This window comes from Acinetobacter sp. YQ_14 (genome assembly GCF_043102985.1).
Classification (GTDB): domain Bacteria; phylum Pseudomonadota; class Gammaproteobacteria; order Pseudomonadales; family Moraxellaceae; genus Acinetobacter; species Acinetobacter venetianus.
This window is the reverse complement of sequence record NZ_JBICJJ010000023.1, coordinates 310114-331567: the sequence shown is the minus strand read 5'-3', so window position 1 is coordinate 331567 and position 21454 is coordinate 310114. Positions and strand designations below refer to the sequence as shown.

Here is a 21454-nt window from a genome sequence, read left to right as displayed (position 1 = left end):
TTCGTATGAGTGGGGGTGTTTCTTTATTGGGGAAAAGGAAGATAATTAGAGTATATTTAGCTTATATAGAAAGTATTTTTAAAGAGCTAATATGGTTTATAAATTAAGTGATCAGTTAGATCACATAGGTAATCCAAAATATCTTTTTGAAGCATATGATGAATATTTAAAGACAAATAAAAATAAATTACCTGAAAGTCTACTAGTTCTCCTTGCATCTGACTGATGGTATGGTGGTAGTGGTTCAACAGCTCCCTATTATTGTGAATTAGATAATTTTGAAATTATTGATTTTGGAAAAGAATCAGCTCATCTTATCCTTATATTAATTAAGAAAGATCATCGAGACTATAAAGAAAAACCTTTTCGACTTAGATTGATTTATCAAGGTTTACTAGAACTCAATATTCCTCATCAAAAAGATATTTCAATTAATCCTTTTATGTGGCGCTATGATGAGTTCTTATTTTTTGATCCATGGAGTAGTTATGGACATAATGAAAGAATGTTTACTCATAATATTGAATGGGTTGGGAAAAATGTTTGGTCTATTACTGCGAAACAGATTGTTGCTACATGGGAAGATCTATAAAAGAGTATTAATTTTTTAAATTTAAAGAATGACTATGTCAATAAAATTGTAAAATAGACAATATAATTTTAATTCATTTATTAATCAAAGATATAGATGAATTGAATAAGTTTATACAACATATCTTTTTACTCATTGAGCTTAAAATTTAGTTTTTGTTGATATTAGATATTTGTATGCATTGGGTCGTCGCTGAAACCTATTCTTTTCCTTATGAGGCTCAAATCGCAAAGACTCAGCTCGAGGCGATGGCGATTCCTGCACGTATTGAAAATGAACATACAATCAATATGGATTGGTTATATTCTAACGCGCTCGGCGGTGTTCGTTTACTTGTACCTCAAGAGCATCTAAGTGTAGCTCAAAGTATTCTTGCTCAAGATTTTAGTCAAGATGTAGATCAAATTCTTGGTTCTGAACAGATTAGTTGCCCTCAATGTGGCAGTACGGAAGTAGAGCCTTATACACAAGGAAAGAAGCCAGCGTATTTAGTTTTTCTGTTGATTGGCTTTCCATTGTTTTTCTATAAGAATGGAATGAAGTGTAAGAAATGCCAGTACTTTTGGAACTAACTTATTTTAAGCATAGAGTTTCCACAATAATCTTATATGATTTGCCAATTTGAATCAAAATCAAAAGACCAGCCTTAATTGAGGTAGAGAAAAACACGCAATCGATTGATTGGGGGAGTAGCTTCACTGTGAAACATATTGCTGGATAGGGACGATCTTCTTTGGTGCTGCGAACATAGAACAATATTTTTAACGAAAATATCTTTTATTTGAGTAATATTTAATTCATCCTGCGTATGCTTGATTTAAGTGAATGTATACAAAGTGCTATAAAAACAAAAAAGAGAGAAAACATGAGCAAGAAAAAACAATTAGATAGTGTACAAACAGCAGCATTGTTGGACATATTGAAAAATCGTTTTGAACAGAATATGCAAAGACATCAGGGTCTAGCTTGGTCTGATATTGAAGATCAATTAAAACATCAGCCAGAAAAATTATGGTCACTGGATCAAATGGAAGTTACAGGTGGAGAGCCTGATGTCGTTGTGATTGATGCTGATTCATCTGAAATTATATTTTATGACTGTTCCATTGAAACGCCGAAAGGACGTAGAAGCCTTTGTTATGATCGTACTGCTTTGGATGCGCGTAAGGAACATAAACCTAAAAATAATGCGATTGACGTCGTTGAGACAATGGGTGTTGAACTTTTAACTGAAGCGCAATATAGACAGTTTCAAGAAATTGAAAATTTTGACTTGAAAACTTCTAGTTGGGTAAAAACACCAGAAGATGTTCGTACCTTAGGTGGAGCAATTTTCTGTGATAGCCGCTATGGTCGTGTATTTACTTATCATAATGGTGCACAGTCTTATTATGCGACACGAGGTTTCCGCTGTCGTTTAAAAATCAAATAAGCTCTGAAATTTGATATTTAATGATAAGAAATAAGATCTTTTTTAGTTATGAGCTTTGCCAAGCGCTTGCTTGGTTTGTTGTGTTTTGCTACCTTAGTGATCACTAAATATTCTAAAACAATGATCGATACTCGCTAGGAAGCAGAAAATGCAATTAAATCCAATGTATTACAATGAACAACATCAAGCCTTTGCTGACAATGTCCGTCGTTTTGTACAAAAAGAAATGACGCCATTTGTGAATGAGTGGGATGAGGCTGAAACATTTCCTAGAGAACTCTATAAAAAAGCTGCTGAAATTGGGTTGTTGGGCTTAGGTTTTGGCGAAGAATATGGTGGAATTCCTGATGCTGATCCATTTTATTCTCTATTAGCTGGTGTTGAAATGGCGAAGGCAGGATCGGGTGGCGTACATATTTCTTTGATGGTTCATACCATTGGTGCACCACCGATTCAGCATTTCGGTAGTGAGGAATTAAAAGCCAAAGTATTACCCGATATTATTTCAGGCGAAAAAATTTCAGCATTGGCGATTACTGAACCTGGCGGTGGTTCAGATGTAGCCGCATTGCAAACCAAAGCGATTCGTGATGGTGATTATTATATTGTGTCGGGCGAAAAAACCTTTATTACGTCAGGTATTCGTGCGGACTATTACACGGTTGCAGTTAGAACTGATCCGACCAAAACAGGTGCAGAAGGTATCTCGATGTTACTTATCGATGCACATAGTGAAGGTATTACCAAAACACCATTAAAGAAAATGGGATGGTGGGCTTCTGATACTGCACATTTACATTTTGATCAAGTTCGAGTGCCAGTGTCCAACTTGTTAGGTCGAGAGAATGCTGGTTTTAAAGTGATTATGAATAACTTTAATATGGAGCGGTTTTTCTTGGGAGTAGTGGCTTATGGTTATGCACAAGTTTGCTATGAAGAGGCTTTAGATTGGGCTCAACAACGTAGGACTTTTGGTAAGCGTTTAGTTGATCATCAAGTCGTTCGTCATAAATTAGTAGATATGGCAACTCAATTGACAACCACACGAGCTTTGCTTGAAGAAACAGCTTGGAAAATGACGCAGCCTCAATTGCAGGGTGCTGATCTCGTTGCTCAAATTTCTATGCTTAAGAATGTTGCAACTCGTACCATGCAATTCTGTGCGGATGCAGCCGTTCAAACACTGGGGGGGATGGGCTTTATGCGTGGAACGAAGTCGGAGCGTATTTATCGTGAAGTCAAAGTAAATATGATTGGTGGCGGTGCAGAAGAAATCATGAAAGATTTGATTAGTAAGCAGTTGGGTTATTGAACCTATTCAATACATCATTGAAAGTGCGGTTAACACACCGCACTTTTTTATTTAACGTTTATTCTAGTTCAGCGAGTTCTTCTAAAGAGATCTGACGGATTTCAAAGATGGGTTGTTTCAAAAATGAATTCAGCGTTTTGATATTAATAAAATTTATGTTATCTAGTGCAATACCTTCGATACTGTCTTTTTCCACATCGTAACGAATATCTGGAGTTTGTTCGATGAATTGTTTGAATAACAGTGGACTATCGCTTAACTCTGCAAGTGGTTTGTCCATCAAAGCTTCAAATTCATAGTCCATCGCATAAATATTGGCTTCCCACGACACATCACTAAAGTTCTCATCTTGACTCGAAATAATGCTACCAGTTTCATAACCTGTGAAATAGTCTTCTTCAGAGTTGATCCAGAGTACATAGCAAGGTTGTGTCGCATCGATTTCTAAGAGTTGATACCAGACAATACCTGAAATTTTGGCAAACTCGAAAGCATCATCTTCATTGAGTTTTGGAATTTCTCCATCATCAATATCAAATTTTTTGCCTGTTTTTTCTAATACAAAAGCTTCAAGTTTTTCATAGATTTCATCATCTACTTCGCCATTACCGATGTCATAGTTACATAGTTCATCATAATATAAGCCTTCGACAACCAAAGCTTTGTATGCCTTTTCCGCTTCTGCTTTATCCGTATAAATCTGTTTAATTGACCCAGTTGAAACGCAATTGGTCAGATGCCATTCATCGTTGTAAGCAAAATCATTTTGACGAATCACGTATTGGATATTACTCATGTTTATTTCCCCTTAAGTTAAGCAATTTTAGTTTTTAATTCTTGCAATTTGACTGCACTCGGTGGTGCGGCCATCCCATTATCCATCCACAGTTCAAAACGCATTGGATTGAAAAAGAAGTCTGGACTGATATCAAAATCAATCAACTTGGCTTCGCTTTTTCCCATCATTGGCAAAATGGTATTAATAAACCAACTATTGTGCGTAATCAGTAAGGACTTTAATTGACCGGTCACTGATAATGGCGAGAGTAATGTAGCTGACAGCTTTGGGTCATCAATCACATCAGCGTGGAATTTCTCTAGGCGTTTCGCTAGTCCATCTGAGGGGATATCCTGCATTGCTGCAACAAAGTCTCCGATCGTTGGAATAAAACGATGGTGGAAATCGACTAGCAAATGATCTTTTTCGCATAAGTCTTTGACTTCGATACTTTTGCCTGCACTATTTTCAAAGTGGTGTCCAAAAATCGGAATAATCACTTCTTGCACGCCCCAAAAAGTATGCAAGATACGATGGCGATTGTCAGTGCATAGCATTTTGGTACTGTCGATTAGAGCATGAATATCAATATAATCTTCAAGCTCGCCCCCACGACGTTTCACCGAGATATTGGCATGTTGAACTGGATTCATTTTTACATTTTTATAATCATTGATGTTTCTGAAAAATAGCAGTTTTTTAGGCAAACGCAAATAGAATAAATGGGCTAAACGTTAAGTTATGTCGTGATTAAAATATAAATAGTTCTTAGAAGACTTGATATTTATGATCTGTCCAATCTGTATTTAAAATTGCCCAGCGCTCATGGTCTTTCCATTCTTTTCCACCGACTCGAAGATATTGGCGAGAGAAGCCTTCTTTCACAAAACCTGCATTTGCGGCAAGGCGAATAGAGGACAGATTGTCTGGTTGAATATTGGCTTCTAGTCGATGTAGATTCAGTGTTTGAAATGCTTCTTGTAATAGAAGTTGCAGTCCGTGTCGCATATAGCCATGACCCGCATAGGGGTAAAAGGCCTCATAACCTAAATAGGCAGAATGGAAATGACCTCGAATAATATTTGAGATATTAAAGGTGCCTACAATGACATCATTTTCTATTAAGCAGACAAAATAACGATGCTCTTGAGTGAGATACTGCTCAAAGTCGTTCGGTGGGTAAGTCCAAGGTTGATGAAGTCGAATACTATTTTGATAGGCGAGTTTAATTTCTGCTAAATCATTTGGTTGAGGTTTGCGTAAATAAATATTTTCTATTTTATTCATATTGCTTTAGTTCATTTTCTAATTCTTCTTTTAAATCCAGAGGATCTATAATCCAAACGGTTGTTCCTAGATTAGGTAACACGCCTACTTTTAGGCCGCCATTATTTAAATTTGGTAGCCATGTTTCAAGAAAGGTATCTAACTGTATTCGTGATGGTTTAAGCGATGGGTAAGCTTCATAAAAAGCTAATGTGTAGTCAGCATGGGGCCATACAGGTAAATATTCGAGGTCCTGTTGCGGAGTAATAATTAGGAAATTTTCATTATTGTCTTCTAATATCCAAAGTTCCTCCCAATCACAAACTTTTGAAATAAAATGCTCATAACGTTGTTTGCTTGTTAACGCAAATACATTCTCTAGTTGTTTTGGATGCATTCGATAACTCATTTCAAAGCCATTTCCCAAACCATTTCAGTCAACTCATCAATTTTGACTTTACCTTCTGGTCTATACCAAGTCACAGTCCAAGAAATAGAACCACCAACTAAACGACGCCAGATAAAAGCATCATGTTTAACTTTACCGAGTACGCGTAATTTCTCAATGACATCGAGCCAAACTTGCTCATATTCATTGCGCATTTTTAAAAGATAATCTTGTTTTTCTTTAGAAAGGGCAAACCATTCATGCACAAGTACCGCCATGGCTGCGCCAGTATCGCCAGCAATCGAAAGTAATTCAGCTTTAATTAAATGACGTAATTGCTGTTCAGGATCATTTGAGCGTTCAGCTGCTTCTTTTAAACGGGCAAAATTATAAATGATGGTTTGTTCCATCACGGTTGCAAGAATTTCATCTTTACTTTTGAAATGATGAAATAAACTGCCAGATTGGATACCAATAAATTCACCGAGTTGGCGTACTGTGGTTTTGTCATAACCTTGTTTGTAAAATAGATAGGCAGCACCTTGCAATAAGCGCCCGCGTGGAGTGTCATCAAAACAAACAATTTTGGGTATTTGCTCAATTGAAGTTGCGATCATGCCGATTTTTCTATCCCGTCTCATCTAAAGTGTATTGTAACAAAATTCATTTCATGAATTGTCTTATCTTTTTATAACAAGCATTTGCCTGTATTTGTCTAATTTTGCCAATACAGCATATCATTATGCACTTTACAAACCAAGCACTTGCTTGGTAATGTTAAGTCGTTTTTAGCAATAACAATGAGAAAGCGCATGACAAGTGTCAAACAGGATGAGCAGAGGGTAATCACAATAGGCTGTGCATCAGGATTTTGGGGAGATACCAATACTGCTGCATTTCAACTCGTGCATTTGAGTGACATCGATTATCTAGTCTTTGATTATTTGTCAGAAATCACCATGTCGATTATGGCAAAAGCGATGATGACTGATCCAAATCATGGTTATGCACTAGACTTTGTTAGTCGCGTCATGTCGCCGCTGCTCAATAAAATTGCTGAGAAAAAAATAAAAGTAATCAGCAATGCAGGTGGGGTGAATCCACTGGCTTGTCGTGATGCGTTACAGAAAATTATTGATGAAAAAGGTTTAGATTTAAAAGTTGCTGTGGTTCTAGGTGACGATGTATTGCCAAAGCACACTGAATTACAGCAAAAAAATATCAAAGAAATGTTTAATGGTGAGCCTTTACCAGCACATGTTGCTAGTAGTAATGCGTATCTCGGTGCAGTTGCGATTCGTGATGCACTAGATTTAGGTGCTGATATTGTGATTACTGGGCGTGTGGTTGATTCGGCGGTTGTGCTTGCCCCATTATTGCATGAATACAAATGGTCACTTGATGATTATGACAAGTTGGCACAAGGTTCATTGGCAGGACATGTCATTGAATGCGGCGCTCAATGTACAGGTGGGAATTTCACCGATTGGCGTTTAGTGCAAGGCTTCGACAATATGGGCTTTCCAATTGTCGAAGTCAGTGAAGATGCTTCATTTATTGTGACGAAACCACAAGGCACAGGTGGACTGGTTTCAAATGCAACGGTGGCAGAACAAATTGTCTATGAAATTGGCAATCCGCAGGCTTATTTACTTCCTGATGTGACGGCTGATTTTAGCCAAGTGCATTTAGAACAAATTGATGAAGATCGAGTCAAGGTGACTGGTGCAACAGGTCGAGCACCAACACAACAATATAAAGTTAGTGCCACTTATGCCGATGGTTATCGTGTGTTAGTGAGTTTTTTGATTGCTGGGCGTGAAGCACCTGAAAAAGCACAAACCATTGCTGATGCCATTATCAACAAATGTGAACGAGTTTTGGGTTTGCGTTCTGTACCACCTTTTAGTGAAAAATCTATCGAAATTTTGGGTATTGAAAGTACCTATGGATCTCATTCTCGAATTCAAGAAAGCCGTGAGGTTGTGGTCAAAATTGCGGTCAAACATATGTTTAAAGAAGCTTGTATGTTCTTTGCTTCAGAAATTGCACAGGCATCAACAGGGATGGCTCCTGCATTGGCTGGGATTGTCGGTGGGCGTCCTAAAGCTTCGGCAGTGGTGAAGTTGTTCTCTTTCTTAATTGATAAAGATCAAATTAAGGTCGAAGTTGATTTTGCAGGGCAACGTCATCCAGTGCAGATTCCAACAGGTTCTGCCGATCAAGCATTTACTCAACATCCTGTGGGTGAGGTCGCAGTTTATCAGGGTGATGAAATTGAGGTTGCTTTAGTTGAAGTTGCACATGCGCGTAGTGGTGATAAAGGCAATCATAGCAATATTGGCGTGATAGCGCGCAAAGCAGAATATTTGCCGTGGATTCGCGCTGCTTTGAATGAGCAGGCTGTCGCTGAATATATGCAGCATGTTCTCGATCCAGAGAAATCAAGAGTGATTCGTTATGAACTGCCTGCCATGAATGCATTAAATTTCATGTTGGAAAATGCCTTAGGTGGTGGTGGTATCGCTAGTTTACGTATTGATCCACAAGGCAAGGCATTTGCTCAGCAATTGTTAGATATGCCAGTAAAATTACCTAGAAAACTATTATCTTGAGCTGCATTTACCTGGTGTTGGAGTCTCGTTTGTCGTAAAGCGGCACAAACGAGATTCTGATACTTTTTACATTATGTCTAACCCACAAGAAACCAGATAGTTATAGATTGAGTCATAGTATTTTTGAGGTCTTGTTGGATCTTTTCCATCTACAGCAGGAATAAAAATAACCATACCTTGTCGGGCTCGGGTTAATAGAACTCTATAAGCATTGAGAAGGTAACTTTTAGCTGAGTCTTTATTAATATTCTGCCACTTTGAACCTTTAAAGTTTTGAAATTTCCAACCTTGATCATAATAGAGGTTAATATCCCAAGCTACGCAGGTATAGTCGATTTCAAGTCCTTGGATATCGAACTCAGTCGCAATATCCTCTAAATAATAAGATGATCGGGTATCATCTTGATGATTTAAAAACCAATCAGTTGGAGATATATTATTCTTAACATAGATACCTTCTGCTTTTAGTCTTTTAGCGCCTGAACTTGTGATTAGTCCAATTCTTTCCGTACCTCTAGCTTGATGTCTTAACCAGTTTTTTGCCTTGTCTAAATCTCTCGTGATTTTAATTGGATAATTATGTTTGATGTCTTGGAAAATTTGAGCGGCTTGATCATTTTGATTGTCTAAAATGGATTGGATCAAGGATGCAACTTTTTCACTTCGAAATGAGCGGACAGAGGTGGATAAATGAAGATCAGTTTTTTGATGTCCATGTTGTTCTAACCAATGTGATAAATCTGAATTATTTAGATAGGTATTAGGTTCAGCCAAAATCTTATCTGAATAATAAATATCCCAAGATTGGTATTTTGTTTTTAACGACTCAATCCATTCTGAAACACCGGCTTCACCTGTATTGATTTCTTGTCCGCCTCCGATTAAACATATAATTGCACACCAATCTTCATGTCGATCCATTACACTGATTAAATATTCGGGTTCAGACATGTCAAAGTTTGTGATTCCCTTTTTCTGTTGCATAAACTTGGAGACTTGTTCTTTTTGCCAAGCTCTTTGTGCTTCATCGAAAACGACAACCTTTTCAATAGGGGCATGAGGCGTTCTTAAATTGTCATCTCTAAAATGATGAATATTTTGGATAAAAGCCTTTGCTTTCCTTTCAGCTTCTGTGCGTAATATTCTCTGACCACTCCTTTTAGCAGATTCTACTGAATCTCTGGTCAATGCTTCTCTCAAGACATCAACTAACGGACCATTACCAGATAGAAATACTGAGTGTTCTGATTCATCTGCTTTTAGTCGTTCATTTGCGATGTTTAGACCTGCAAGCGTTTTTCCTGCACCAGGAACACCTGTTAAAAAGCAGATTGATTTCCTATGCTGGGCTTTAGAGTCTTCGATAATTTTATTTATTAAAATAGAGGTGTTGGAGAGGTTAATTGCACCAGCATCACTTCTTGAAATTTCTTTAACACTATGGCCTTTATATAAAGCTTGAGCTGCTTCAATAATAGTTGGTGTAGGTTTATATACGCTATTTTCCCAAGTCTGAATATTTAAACTTTCTTCTATTTTTATATGGTCTAGAATTTTGATCAGCGTTGCTTTAAAGTTTTCTTTATTACATAGGATACAACTGTTCAGCGCTAGAGAGCTCTCAATCTGAGAGGTAGTATTAGGGGCATTCGTCGCGATAAGGATCGGGATAATCGTTTTATTATGACTTCTTTCATGAAAATTTTGTAAATCTAAGCAATAGTCAATTGCCTGATTTTGAGCATAGTTTGAATAACTTTTTTCGCCTACTTTGAACTCTATTACAAATATTAAATTATTTATAATTAATATATTATCTACTCGTTTTCCCATTCTAGGGATAGAGAATTCAAAATATAAGTGTCCACAAAACTCTTTAAGTTCCTGTTTTAGAAAATCAATTTGTTCAAGCCAAGCATTTTTCTGTAAATCTTCTAAATCATGTTGATGATGACGTGCAAGTTGTCCAAAAATGGCATTTTTATTTTCATTTAAAAAAAAATCTATTGAACTTTGATAATAGCTTGTATTCATTGTCAGTTTTTAAAATTTAAAAAAATCTTAGATTGAACAGCATGTTAGCACTATAAATAATATTTTAGCAAAAAATGACATTTTAATTTGAATAAGAAAGGCATCTTGGTACTTTACAAACCAAGCACTTGCTTGGTAGTGTGTATTCAGTTAAAAATAATAGATGAATGGATCATAAAACATGGGTTATCAATCAATTTTCAGGACAGATGCATTTGCTGACAAAGTTGTGATTGTTACAGGAGGAGGCTCTGGTATTGGCCGTTGTACTGCACATGAGTTGGCATCTTTAGGTGCTCAAGTGGTGATTACTGGGCGAAAAATCGAAAAGTTAGAAAAAGTCAGCCAAGAAATTATTGAAGATGGTGGCAAAGTCCATTTCATCGTCTGTGATAATCGCGATGAAGAACAAGTCAAAAACATGATCGCGGAGATGCTGGAAAAGTTTGGCAAGTTAGATGGTTTGGTGAATAACGCGGGTGGTCAGTTTCCTTCTGCATTAGAGAATATTTCTGCGAATGGCTTTGATGCTGTTGTTCGTAACAACTTACATTCAACATTTTACTTGATGCGTGAAGCTTATAACCAATGGATGGTCAAACATGGTGGCAGTATCGTCAACATGACCGCAGATATGTGGGGTGGGATGCCGGGAATGGGACATTCAGGTGCAGCACGTTCGGGTGTCGATAACCTAACTAAAACGGCTTCAGTAGAATGGGGGAAATCAGGTGTACGTGTTAATGCGGTTGCACCAGGATGGATTATTTCATCTGGGATGGATAACTACAGTGGTGATTTTGCCAAAGTAATCATTCCAAGTTTAGCTGGCAATGTTCCACTAAAACGCATGGGAACAGAGTCAGAGATTTCTTCAGCAATTTGTTATTTACTTTCTGATGCAGCGGCTTTTGTTTCAGGTGTGACTTTACGTATTGATGGTGCTGCTTCGCAAGGGACACGCATGTATCCATTGGCAGATGCAACAAATAATGAAGCCTTTAATGGCTTCCATCGAGCATTTATACCAGACATATTTAAAACAGATGGAGAAGAAAAATGAGCATTCTCCAATCTGAAATTGCAGTGGGTAGTGAACAGTATCAACAAAATCGAGATGCTTTATTAGCGCAACTTGCAGAAGTCCGTGCGGTTCAGCAAAAAAGCATTGATAAATCTTATGCGGCAAAGCCTAAATTTGATAAGAAAGGCAAAATTTTACCGCATGAACGTGTGCGTTTACTGCTTGATGCAGACTCGCCCTTTGTCGAGCTTTGTGGTTTAGTCGGCTACAACATGCATGATGATAAGGATGGTTCTGAAGCGGGTGGCGGTATTATCGCAGGGATTGGTTTTGTCAGTGGTGTTCGTGCCTTGGTCACTGCCAGTAATAGTGCGATCAAGGGTGGCACCATGTCACCGATGGGTGTACAGAAAACCTTACGTCTACAAAAGATTGCGCTTGAGCAAAAGCTACCGATTGTGACACTAACTGAAAGTGGTGGTGCGAACCTGAACTATGCGGCAGAAGTATTTACCTATGGTGGTATGACCTTTGCCAATCAGGCACGCATGTCTGCGGCAGGGATTCCACAAATATCGGTGGTGCATGGTAATGCCACTGCGGGCGGTGCCTATCAGCCTGGTTTATCTGACTATGTGATTGCTGTGCGTAAGCAAACCGAGATGTTATTGGCTGGTCCACCATTATTGTTGGCAGCAACAGGGGAAGTGGCAACGGCTGAGGAACTCGGTGGTGCAGAAATGCATACCCAAGTATCAGGTGTTGCTGAGTACTTGGCGGAAAATGATGCCGATGGTATTAGACTTGCTCGCGAGATTTTTGAGCATTTGAATTGGAAGGAACAAACCACTCGTTTAGATCAAAATTATAAAGAACCGCGTTTCGCACCTGAAGAATTGCTTGGCATCATTCCTAAAGATCCAAAGCAACCTTTTGATATGAAAGAGATCGTGGCTCGACTTATTGATGATTCAGATTTCCTTGAGTTTAAACAGGAATACGATGCTTTAACAATCTGTGGTTGGGCGAAAATTGGCGGAATGCATATTGGTATTATTACTAATAATGGCCCAATTACACCGCAAGGTGCAGTAAAGGCTGCGCAGTTTATTCACCTCTGTGAACAGACGCAACGTCCGCTGTTATTTTTGCATAACACCACTGGTTTTATGGTTGGAACGGATGCTGAGCAAAATGGCATTATCAAACATGGCTCTAAGCTGATTCAGGCAGTTGCCAACGCCACCGTGCCGAAAATTTCGATTGTCATCGCAGGTTCTTATGGCGCAGGGAACTATGCCATGTGTGGACGTAGTCTATCGCCTGATTTTATTTTTGCTTGGCCGAACTCGCATGTCGCTGTGATGGGTGCGGCGCAAGCGGGCAAGGTGTTAAGGATCGTTGCTGAGGGGAAACAAAAAGCTTCAGGGATGGAACCAAATCCACAAATGTTGGATTTCCTTGAGCAAAGTACCTCGATGAAACTAGAACAACAGTCGACTGCTTTATTCAACACAGCAATGTTGCATGACGATGGCATTATCGACCCACGAGATACTCGTAAGGTTCTGATCTTCTTGTTACAGACCATTTATGAAGCACAGCAACGTGAGTTAAATCCAACACGTTTTGGTGTGTCGAGATTTTAAAAATCCCTCCCGACCTCCCTTTAAAAAAGGGAGGAGTTCCCCTCTTTGTTAAAGAGGGGTTAGGGGAGATTAAATTTAAGGAAAAAATAATGAAATTTACCGCAGAGCATGATGCATTACGCCGTACCGCACGTCAGTTTGTAGAAAATGAACTCAATCCCTTTATTCCTGAGTGGGAGGAAGCTGGGCGTTTTCCTATTCATGACGTCTTTAAAAAAATGGGCGATTTAGGTTTATTAGGTATTTGTAAGCCTGAGGAAAATGGCGGTTTAGGTCTCGATTATTCTTATAATCTTGTGGTCGCAGAAGAGTTAGGACGTGCTGCATGTGGCGGTGTGCCATTGGCTATTGGGGTGCAAACCGATATGGCAACACCTGCACTGGCTCGTTTTGGCAGTCAGGAATTACGAGATGAGTTTTTAAATCCTGCAATTCGTGGTGAATATGTGGCATCGATTGCCGTGTCAGAAGTTCATGCAGGTTCTGATGTTGCAGCAGTAAAAACGACAGCAAAAAAAGATGGCGATGATTACATCATTAATGGCAGTAAGATGTGGATCACTAATTCACTACAAGCAGACTTCTTTTGTTTACTTGCTAATACCTCAGATGACAAACCGCATGTCAATAAATCGATGATTATTGTTCCAGCAAAAACGGCAGGGATTAGTTTTTCAGAACCGCTCAATAAATTGGGTATGCGTTCAACCACAACAGCTCAAGTCTATTTCGACAATGTTCGTGTACCACAGCGCAATTTAGTCGGTGCTGAGGGCATGGGCTTTATGATGCAAATGATGCAGTTCCAAGAAGAACGGATGTGGGCATGTGCCAATGCCATTGGTGGTTTGGAAAATGTGATAAAACAAACCATTGATTATACAAAAGATCGTACTACTTTTGGTCAGCCGCTCATTAACAATCAGTATGTTCATTTCCGTTTTGCTGAGTTGATGACCGAGATTGAAGCACTCAAAGCACTCACTTATCAAGCCTGTGAACAACACATCGCAGGCGAGAATGTCACCATGTTGGCGTCGATGGCGAAACTGAAAGCAGGACGTTTAACTCGTGAAGTTGCTGATAGTTGCTTACAGTACTGGGGGGGAAATGGTTTTATGTGGGATAACCCAGCGTCACAACTTTATCGTGATGGTCGTTTAGGCTCGATTGGTGGTGGTGCAGATGAAATCATGCTCGGAATCATCTGTAAATTGATGGATATTTTGCCGAAGAAACAGAAATAAAATAGGAGAAGAAAAATGACACTTTCAACTTCTCTTACTGATCTACAGGTTGATGACAGCATCCAACTTGAACGACACGGCAGCATTTTAACACTTTGGCTCAATCGACCTGAAAGCCGCAATGCCATGAGTTTGAATATGGTCAATGCCATTCAACAGGTATTTACCCATATTGAGAATGATACTTTGATTCGCGCTGTCATTTTACGTGGTCAAGGTGGTCATTTTTGTGCTGGTGGTGACATTAAAGATATGGCGGCATTGCGTCTCGAAGCAGCCAATGTCGGCAGTTTAAAGCCTTATGTGGATTTCAATCGTCGCTTTGGTGCCATGATTGAGCAAGTCGATCAAGCTCCACAAACTGTAGTGGCCGTTTTGGAAGGTGCTGTGCTAGGTGGCGGCTTTGGCTTAGCTTGTGTTTCGGATATTGCGATTAGTCGAGATACAGCACAGTTTGGTTTGCCAGAGACTGGTTTAGGTGTTTTGCCAGCGCAAATTGCGCCGTTTGTGGTGAAACGAATTGGACTGACCCAAGCACGTCGTTTGGCATTGTTAGGTTTACGCTTCAATGGTGACACTGCACAAAAATTAGGTGTGGTACATGATGTAGTTCGTGATGAAACTGAACTTGAGCAGTTACTCAGTGAGACCATTCAACACATCAAACGTGCCGCACCTCAAGCATCCCGAAATACCAAAGCGCTGTTACACCGTACTTTGAACGAACCTTTAGAATCTTTACTTGATGACGCTGCACAGCAATTTGCGCAAGCAGTCGGTGGGGCAGAGGGGCAAGAAGGTACGATGGCATTTATTCAAAAACGTTTACCAACTTGGACTGAGCAATAATGAAATTTTCAAAAGTTTTAGTCACAAATCGTGGTGAGATTGCCGTTCGTGTGATGCAAACCGCGAAAGCGATGGGCTATCAAACCGTCGCTGTGTATTCAGATGCCGATGCCAATGCTCGTCATGTTCAGGTTGCTGATGAAGCGGTTTATATTGGTGAATCGAAAGTTTCAGCATCTTATTTATCGATTGCCAATATTATTGCTGCTTGTAAAAAAACAGGTGCAGATGCCGTACATCCAGGTTATGGCTTCTTGTCTGAAAATACCGATTTTGCTCAAGCATGCAGCGACAACCAAATCACTTTTATTGGACCAAATGCTGCTGCAATTCATCTGATGGGGAGTAAACGCTTATCTAAAATTGCCATGATTGAAGCAGGTGTTCCTTGTGTTCCGGGCTATGAGGGCGATCAGCAAGGAATTGAATACTTGGCTGAGCAGGCTGAAAAAATTGGCTTTCCTTTGATGGTCAAAGCCTCCGCGGGTGGTGGTGGTCGCGGTATGCGACTGGTTCATCAATCTGCTGATTTACTAGAGGCATTAAAAACAGCACGTTCAGAAGCAGAAAATGCCTTTGGTTCTGGTGAACTGATTATTGAAAAAGCCGTGATTGCGCCGCGTCATGTGGAAATCCAAGTCTTTGGCGATATGCATGGCAATTATGTCTATCTATTTGAACGAGATTGTTCGATTCAACGTCGTCATCAAAAGGTTGTCGAAGAAGCACCTTGTCCAGTAATGACGCCTGAATTACGTCAAAAAATGGGTGAAGCAGCAGTTGCTGCCGCGAAAGCTTGTGACTATATCGGCGCGGGAACGGTTGAGTTTTTGTTGGATCAATCTGGCGAATTTTATTTCTTGGAAATGAACACGCGTTTACAGGTTGAACATCCTGTCACTGAGATGATTACGGGATTGGATTTGGTAGAATGGCAACTCCGTGTTGCCAATGGTGAAACTTTACCACTGCAACAAAATGAACTGACTCTAAATGGACATGCCATCGAAGTCCGTTTATATGCAGAAGATCCGCGTCAGGACTTCTTGCCGCAAACAGGCAAAGTATTACGTTGGCAACCTGCGGGCTCTGATGGAATGCTACCGAATGTTCGTATTGATCATGGCATGTCAGAGGCGGGCGAAATCAGTCCGTTTTATGATCCAATGGTGGCGAAGGTGATTGCTTATGGTAAAACCCGTCAAGATGCAATTCGTTTATTAGCGCGTGCAGTAGATGATTGCGTATTACTTGGTGTAAATAGCAATAAACAATTTTTGGTGAATTTATTACGTCATCCGATTATTGTGGCTGGCGATACCAATACTGCATTTATCCAACAGCATTTTCAGGATGATGTGAGCTTGCATCAACAAGTTCCAAGCATTGAAAGTCTAGCGATTGCAGCAACATTATTTGCACAACACAGGGCTTTAACGGCATGGCAAACAGGCATTGCAACGCCGTTACCATTAAAGTTGAAATGTGCAGATCAACAATTGTCACTACAAGTCGAGATGGATCAGCAGCAAGTCACTGTGCGATTATGTGATCAACCCTGTACGATTCAGGTTGTAGAAATAACGGATACTCAGATCATCTATAACGTTGATGGTGTGCGCCGTAAATTGAGTTATGTACTTGATCACAATCAACTCTATTTAGATGCAGCAAACGGTAATTTAGTGATTGAAAATATCACTTATGCCGCGCCTGAAGCTGCTGAAGTGGTGGGTGATGGTAAAATTCGTGCACCGATGGATGGAGCAATTGTGAATCTATTGGTCAATGCAGGAGACACGGTTGTTAAGGGACAAACCTTATTGATTTTGGAAGCCATGAAAATCCAACAACAGATTAAATCTGATGTGGATGGGGTTGTGGATGAGTTGATCGGGCAAATTGGACAGCAAGTGAAAAAACGACAATTGTTGTTGAATGTCTCAATTACATAAAACCGAATAATTAAAAAGCTAGGCTAGACCTAGCTTTTTAATAGCTTCTCTACTGCTTTTAAGGAGTTGGTGGAGTTTCCTTTTAATTCTTGAGTTGCAAACTCTGCTAGAGCTTGCTCATGCGCTAATAAATATTGAAGAAACACTTGAGTTTGAGCATCCGCATGTTGATTCATTCGCTCAAAAGTTTGCATAAAAGCTTTTGTACCCTGTTTAAGCAAATGCATCGCAACTTTCCACGGAAGCTTTGCCATCGCGATACCTGATGCTTTCGCTTGCAACTTAATGTGTGGTCGAATTGAGGCAGTGTGACCCTGTTGCGCTAAGAAATCTTCTAACCGTTGAAGTGTTTGAGTTTCCAGTTGTGCCAATGTTTTCCATTTTTGCTGTTGTTCTATAGAACGAGCATGTTGAGCAGCATTCAGAAAAATTAATTCTCCTAAGATTTCTGATTCAAGTGCAATATTTAAGTCATGTTGGAATTTGGGATAATTCATTCCATTGATTTCCAAAAAGAGGTGATGGGATATCACAAGCTAATTTTTCAAATGTTAGCAGTATAGGAAAAAATGGAATATGGTGAAATAGTCGCCACCCAAGTCGCTGGATGGCGCGAAAGCTAAGGAAACATTTTCAGTCTTAAATTTTCTAATCGTGTTTCATATTGCTGTTGCCATTCAGTGTTTGAAAGCTGAGTTTTTAATGGCTCCATATCTTGTTGTAATTGTTTTAATGCTTGTTGATATTGATCAACTTTTTGCTGCTGTTGACCTTCACGTTGTTCTTTAAGTTGCATATCAACTTGTTCTTGTTTGGTCAAATAACGCTCTTGTAAAGTCTGCTTTAATCGTTCTGTTTCAGCAGGATTACTTGAGTTTTGATTGAGCAAACGTAACGCTTGTTCATATATGCCAATTTTACTTTCCTGTTGAACTGCATCTGGATATTGTTGCTGTAATTCATCAAAGGCTTTAAGACGTTGTTCCGTGCTAAGGCTCGAATTATTTACCAAGTCATTGTAAGCAAATCGGTAATCTGCATATTGACGTTCTTGTCCAAAACCAAGTTTGGCTTCGGCTTGTCCTAAGGTTTGTTCTCTTAGTTCCCAGATCTGATTAAAGCGTTCCTTAGGCGATAAGCTTGTTGAGAGAACTGTACTTTGCATTTGCTGTTCATATTGCGGCATACGCTGTAATAAATTTTCAACTAAATGCGCAAATTTTTGATCAGGATAATTGGCTAAAGCTTTGACAAGCGCAGCATTGCAATCCTGAACTTTACAGCTTGCTTGAAAATCAGTTAAGAACTGAGTGATATTTCCTGGTTGTTGCTGCAACAGATGTAGTTGTTTTGATAAAGACTCTTGAAGAAGCTCATCCTGAGTTTTATTTTGCATCGTTTCATTCGTTGAATGTTGTGATGAATTTGTAGAGGCTGTTGTGGATTTGGCTTGCTGGGTTGCAGCGGAAGAGGCGGTGCTCTTCCAAACTACAATCCCGACCAAGACCACTAAAACAATAATTATTGTCAGTAATAGTCTTTTGTTCATACCGTTTTCCGAAGTTTAAGGACTGTAATTAAATTGTCCCATTACAGGGAAGTGGTCTGATAAATCCCAAGTCATATAAAGTGGGTCAGCAGTCGTACGTAAAATACGAACATCATTGCGTGATTGGATCGGTTGACGATGTGTATTTGACGCAACGATATAATCGAGGTATTCGACAGCTGTACCACCTGAACCTGCTGCACCAGCCAATTTATTGACACGAGGATCAAAAGTTGATGCTGTATAACCTGTGCTTGGAGCTGCGGTTGCATTGAGGTTCATCAGCATATTTTGATAGTCTTGAGGCCATAACAATTTATTGACGTTGAAGTCACCACCCATCAAGACAGCGTCAAAACTTGGAACATTTTGCTGATTTACAAGTTGGCGAATTTGCTGGAATTGAACTTGACGTAGCGCACGAGCTTCATCCGTATCAAACGATGCGGTATGTGTTGATGTCACATGGTACGCCTTACCATTTTTAATAATCTCAGCATATAGTACGCCCTTATCAGCAAAACAGTCCGTTCCAGTGCAATCTGGATAAATCAATTGTGCTGTTTTTACAATAGGGTATCGGCTTACGATAACTAAACCGCTATCAAATAGGTTATAGCCTGAACCTACAGGGATATGTGTTTGATATGGATACTGTTGTGCAAGTTGATTTAACATACCCGTACGAGAAGAGGCGAATGCTTCTTGCATCATAATCACATCATAACCACTTAGATGATTTGGAAGCTCTGCTAAACGCTCACTAATTTTACTCGCAACCATTGGTAAAGCGTAAATGTTATACGTCAATACCTTTAATTCATCTGCACTCGCAGAGACTGGTTCTTGTACAGTATTTTGGTGGATTGTGTAATGGAAATCATCATAACCACCTGTATATTCTGCCTTTACAGCAGCTTGAGCTGATAAGCCAGCATAGGTCGTATTGATACGATGTACATCACGATCAGAATACCAAGGAGAGGTCGTTGATGCTGTTTGGATACCATGTTTAATTGAACTACCAGACCAAGTGCCAGTCATAGTTTGTTTTAACGTTACTTGTGAATTACCACTTGTAACAACTGTATCAAAATTATAAGTTTTACCTGACTTTAAACCTGTATAACGGTTCATACGAAGAACACGTTTAGTCTCATAAGGTGCAATTTGAGTGGCTTCTTGAGCCCATTCATTTCCCTGTTCTAAAATGTCGGTCCCTGTATGGTTGACTTGTATTGATACAGTTTGTGGTGTGGTATTTGTGACAAAAACATAAGAATCAGCGAGCGCATCTTGCATTGCAAAACCACTCACCATTAACGCTACCCCTGCGCCTAGTTTTAAGCTCTTCAGCTTCATTTTTCTCTCTCCATAGTGCATAAAGTCTATGAACAAAGAACAATCAAAGTTATAAAATATTCATTATTGAAAAAATGATGATTGTTATTTGTTCGAAATTTATATTAGTGAAAATTTGTTTCTGATTCATGTAAATTTTTGACCACTTATCTGAACTAATTGCTTAATAATTATTATTTTTTACTATTATTGTGATTTATTTTGCTTTTATATTATTTTTAAAGAAAAAAAATACTCAATAATTTTCTTAAATGAAAATTACTGGGGTGTGAGTTTATCAATCTTTTGTTTTAAATTTTATGAAAAGTAGTGTTGTTACAGAAAATTGAAAAGAACTTTTATAACGAGCAAGAATGAAAAACCGACAGCCTTGGCCACTGTCGGTTCTTAATAATAAAGAAAAAAAGTGTTATGTTTGATCAGCAGCGACAATTGCAGTACTTGCTTGCTTTAAGCTGTAAAGTAATTGACCGAGTAAAACATCTTTATTACTGAGCGTTACCATCACCATTGGATGATGTGGAGCGGGGATGGATGTTAAAATCGCTTTCCCATTCTCAGCATCTAACGTGATACTCTGACAGCCTGTGAGTTGAATCTCATTTAAAAATGCGCTTACCATCGCCAAAATAGAGCTACTCACCGCAGCAAGTTTAGTACTGTTGTATGGATTCTTTTTGTAGATAGAAGCCAGCTCAAAGCCATCGGTCGAGCAAAGCATAATATAATCAATCCCACGGATATTGGTGATGATCTCATTGGCTTGAGCTTTAGCCAATTGGATAAGTTCAGTTGGCGCTGTACGTTGTTGACTTGGAATGCTGAACATAATTTTTCTCTTTTATAAAGTAATTAGTTTGTTGCTCTAAGATTCACTTCAAGTGCTGCAATAAGTGATTCAACCATCAGCAAAATGTGTTCTTGTTTTCTAGCATCAATAAAAAATAAAGGGTATTGGTAGTCATTTTGGATCAACCAATCTCGATAAATTGAAATTGGTTGTCCTTTGTTCTCATCTACATGAGTAATACCAATCGAGATATTTTTTGTATAGTCTTTAAATGTATCTAAATATCCTTCGAGTTCTTCGAGAGGGACTGTACTGTTATGATCAACTAGAATAATTGCACCAAGAGCTCCTTGGCAAATCACTGGCCAAATAAAGTCGAAACGCGCTTGTCCAGGCGTGCCATACAATCCAATTTTGGCGCCGTCGTCCAATGTAATTTCACCATAATCAATGCCAACAGTAGTTTGCATTTTATTATGAGCCTGACTATCTGTATTGAATGCTTCGGTCGCAAGTACAGGAATTTCAGAGAGAGATTTAATAGCTTCAGTTTTACCTGCACCCATGCTTCCTGCAAATACGATTTTATATTGTTGGAGAATCATAGTATTC

The 21454-nt window shown here is 39.1% G+C and carries 20 protein-coding genes; 9 read left to right on the top strand and 11 right to left on the bottom strand.

Features of this window, described 5'->3' with window-relative positions; genetic code table 11:
* Positions 1 to 768: 768 nt before the first annotated feature.
* The 3 genes from ACF8D3_RS13115 (at position 769) to ACF8D3_RS13105 (ending at position 3336) form a co-directional block, all read left to right on the top strand.
* The gene (locus ACF8D3_RS13115) at positions 769 to 1164 is read left to right on the top strand and encodes a DUF2007 domain-containing protein (protein ID WP_019383671.1); all 396 of its coding nucleotides are present in this window, start codon (positions 769 to 771) and stop codon (positions 1162 to 1164) included.
* Between the two features lie 293 nt (positions 1165 to 1457).
* Entirely contained in the window at positions 1458 to 2024 is a 567-nt protein-coding gene (locus ACF8D3_RS13110; RefSeq protein ID WP_392471774.1) for a DUF4256 domain-containing protein, read from the top strand.
* Between the two features lie 148 nt (positions 2025 to 2172).
* The gene (locus ACF8D3_RS13105) at positions 2173 to 3336 is read left to right on the top strand and encodes an acyl-CoA dehydrogenase family protein (protein WP_392471772.1); all 1164 of its coding nucleotides are present in this window, start codon (positions 2173 to 2175) and stop codon (positions 3334 to 3336) included.
* Between the two features lie 58 nt (positions 3337 to 3394).
* On the opposite strand, the gene ACF8D3_RS13100 is transcribed toward ACF8D3_RS13105, so the two are convergent.
* The 5 genes from ACF8D3_RS13100 to ACF8D3_RS13080 form a co-directional block, all read right to left on the bottom strand.
* Entirely contained in the window at positions 3395 to 4132 is a 738-nt protein-coding gene (locus ACF8D3_RS13100) for a hypothetical protein (protein ID WP_392471771.1), read from the bottom strand.
* Between the two features lie 17 nt (positions 4133 to 4149).
* Complete coding sequence (locus ACF8D3_RS13095) at positions 4150 to 4767, bottom strand: DUF6915 family protein (RefSeq protein ID WP_278596485.1); 618 nt, start codon at positions 4765 to 4767, stop codon at positions 4150 to 4152.
* 115 nt (positions 4768 to 4882) lie between these two features.
* Positions 4883 to 5392, bottom strand: a complete 510-nt coding sequence (locus ACF8D3_RS13090; RefSeq protein ID WP_392471778.1) for a GNAT family N-acetyltransferase — start codon at positions 5390 to 5392, stop codon at positions 4883 to 4885.
* A gap of 1 nt (position 5393) precedes the next feature.
* Positions 5394 to 5789: a DUF2750 domain-containing protein gene (locus tag ACF8D3_RS13085; RefSeq protein WP_392471769.1), complete on the bottom strand. Its 396-nt coding sequence runs from the start codon at positions 5787 to 5789 to the stop codon at positions 5394 to 5396.
* Entirely contained in the window at positions 5786 to 6385 is a 600-nt protein-coding gene (locus ACF8D3_RS13080; protein ID WP_130135026.1) for a TetR/AcrR family transcriptional regulator, read from the bottom strand. Before ACF8D3_RS13080 ends, ACF8D3_RS13085 begins: the two co-directional genes overlap by 4 nt.
* Positions 6386 to 6580: 195 nt before the next feature.
* On the opposite strand from ACF8D3_RS13080, the gene ACF8D3_RS13075 reads away from it, so the two are divergent.
* On the top strand, positions 6581 to 8383 hold the full coding sequence (locus ACF8D3_RS13075; RefSeq protein ID WP_392471768.1) for an acyclic terpene utilization AtuA family protein: 1803 nt from the start codon (positions 6581 to 6583) through the stop codon (positions 8381 to 8383).
* Between the two features lie 66 nt (positions 8384 to 8449).
* On the opposite strand, the gene ACF8D3_RS13070 is transcribed toward ACF8D3_RS13075, so the two are convergent.
* Positions 8450 to 10417: a DUF2075 domain-containing protein gene (locus ACF8D3_RS13070; RefSeq protein ID WP_278596488.1), complete on the bottom strand. Its 1968-nt coding sequence runs from the start codon at positions 10415 to 10417 to the stop codon at positions 8450 to 8452.
* 181 nt (positions 10418 to 10598) lie between these two features.
* Here ACF8D3_RS13070 and ACF8D3_RS13065 point away from each other — a divergent pair, with 181 nt between their 5' ends.
* The 5 genes from ACF8D3_RS13065 to ACF8D3_RS13045 all read left to right on the top strand — a co-directional run bounded on the left by ACF8D3_RS13065 (position 10599) and on the right by ACF8D3_RS13045 (position 17141).
* Complete coding sequence (locus ACF8D3_RS13065; RefSeq protein ID WP_392471767.1) at positions 10599 to 11480, top strand: SDR family oxidoreductase; 882 nt, start codon at positions 10599 to 10601, stop codon at positions 11478 to 11480.
* Entirely contained in the window at positions 11477 to 13090 is a 1614-nt protein-coding gene (locus tag ACF8D3_RS13060; protein WP_392471766.1) for an acyl-CoA carboxylase subunit beta, read from the top strand. The genes ACF8D3_RS13065 and ACF8D3_RS13060 overlap by 4 nt, the downstream gene beginning before the upstream one ends.
* A gap of 89 nt (positions 13091 to 13179) precedes the next feature.
* Complete coding sequence (locus ACF8D3_RS13055; RefSeq protein WP_392471765.1) at positions 13180 to 14337, top strand: acyl-CoA dehydrogenase family protein; 1158 nt, start codon at positions 13180 to 13182, stop codon at positions 14335 to 14337.
* A 15-nt stretch (positions 14338 to 14352) separates the two neighbouring features.
* Entirely contained in the window at positions 14353 to 15186 is an 834-nt protein-coding gene (locus ACF8D3_RS13050; RefSeq protein WP_392471764.1) for an enoyl-CoA hydratase/isomerase family protein, read from the top strand.
* A complete protein-coding gene (locus tag ACF8D3_RS13045) occupies positions 15186 to 17141 on the top strand; it encodes an acetyl/propionyl/methylcrotonyl-CoA carboxylase subunit alpha (protein WP_392471763.1) in 1956 nt (651 codons plus the stop codon). The genes ACF8D3_RS13050 and ACF8D3_RS13045 overlap by 1 nt, the downstream gene beginning before the upstream one ends.
* 29 nt (positions 17142 to 17170) lie before the next feature.
* On the opposite strand, the gene ACF8D3_RS13040 is transcribed toward ACF8D3_RS13045, so the two are convergent.
* The 5 genes from ACF8D3_RS13040 to ACF8D3_RS13020 form a co-directional block, all read right to left on the bottom strand.
* The gene (locus ACF8D3_RS13040) at positions 17171 to 17638 is read right to left on the bottom strand and encodes a hypothetical protein (RefSeq protein WP_392471762.1); all 468 of its coding nucleotides are present in this window, start codon (positions 17636 to 17638) and stop codon (positions 17171 to 17173) included.
* Between the two features lie 122 nt (positions 17639 to 17760).
* Complete coding sequence (locus tag ACF8D3_RS13035; RefSeq protein WP_392471761.1) at positions 17761 to 18690, bottom strand: lipase secretion chaperone; 930 nt, start codon at positions 18688 to 18690, stop codon at positions 17761 to 17763.
* A gap of 15 nt (positions 18691 to 18705) precedes the next feature.
* A complete protein-coding gene (locus ACF8D3_RS13030; RefSeq protein ID WP_061396817.1) occupies positions 18706 to 20052 on the bottom strand; it encodes a sphingomyelin phosphodiesterase in 1347 nt (448 codons plus the stop codon).
* A 409-nt stretch (positions 20053 to 20461) separates the two neighbouring features.
* Positions 20462 to 20881 carry a roadblock/LC7 domain-containing protein gene (locus ACF8D3_RS13025; RefSeq protein ID WP_061392644.1) on the bottom strand — a complete coding sequence of 140 codons (420 nt, stop codon included), beginning with the start codon at positions 20879 to 20881 and terminating at the stop codon, positions 20462 to 20464.
* Between the two features lie 23 nt (positions 20882 to 20904).
* On the bottom strand, positions 20905 to 21447 hold the full coding sequence (locus ACF8D3_RS13020; protein ID WP_004877440.1) for an ATP/GTP-binding protein: 543 nt from the start codon (positions 21445 to 21447) through the stop codon (positions 20905 to 20907).
* Positions 21448 to 21454: the final 7 nt, after the last annotated feature.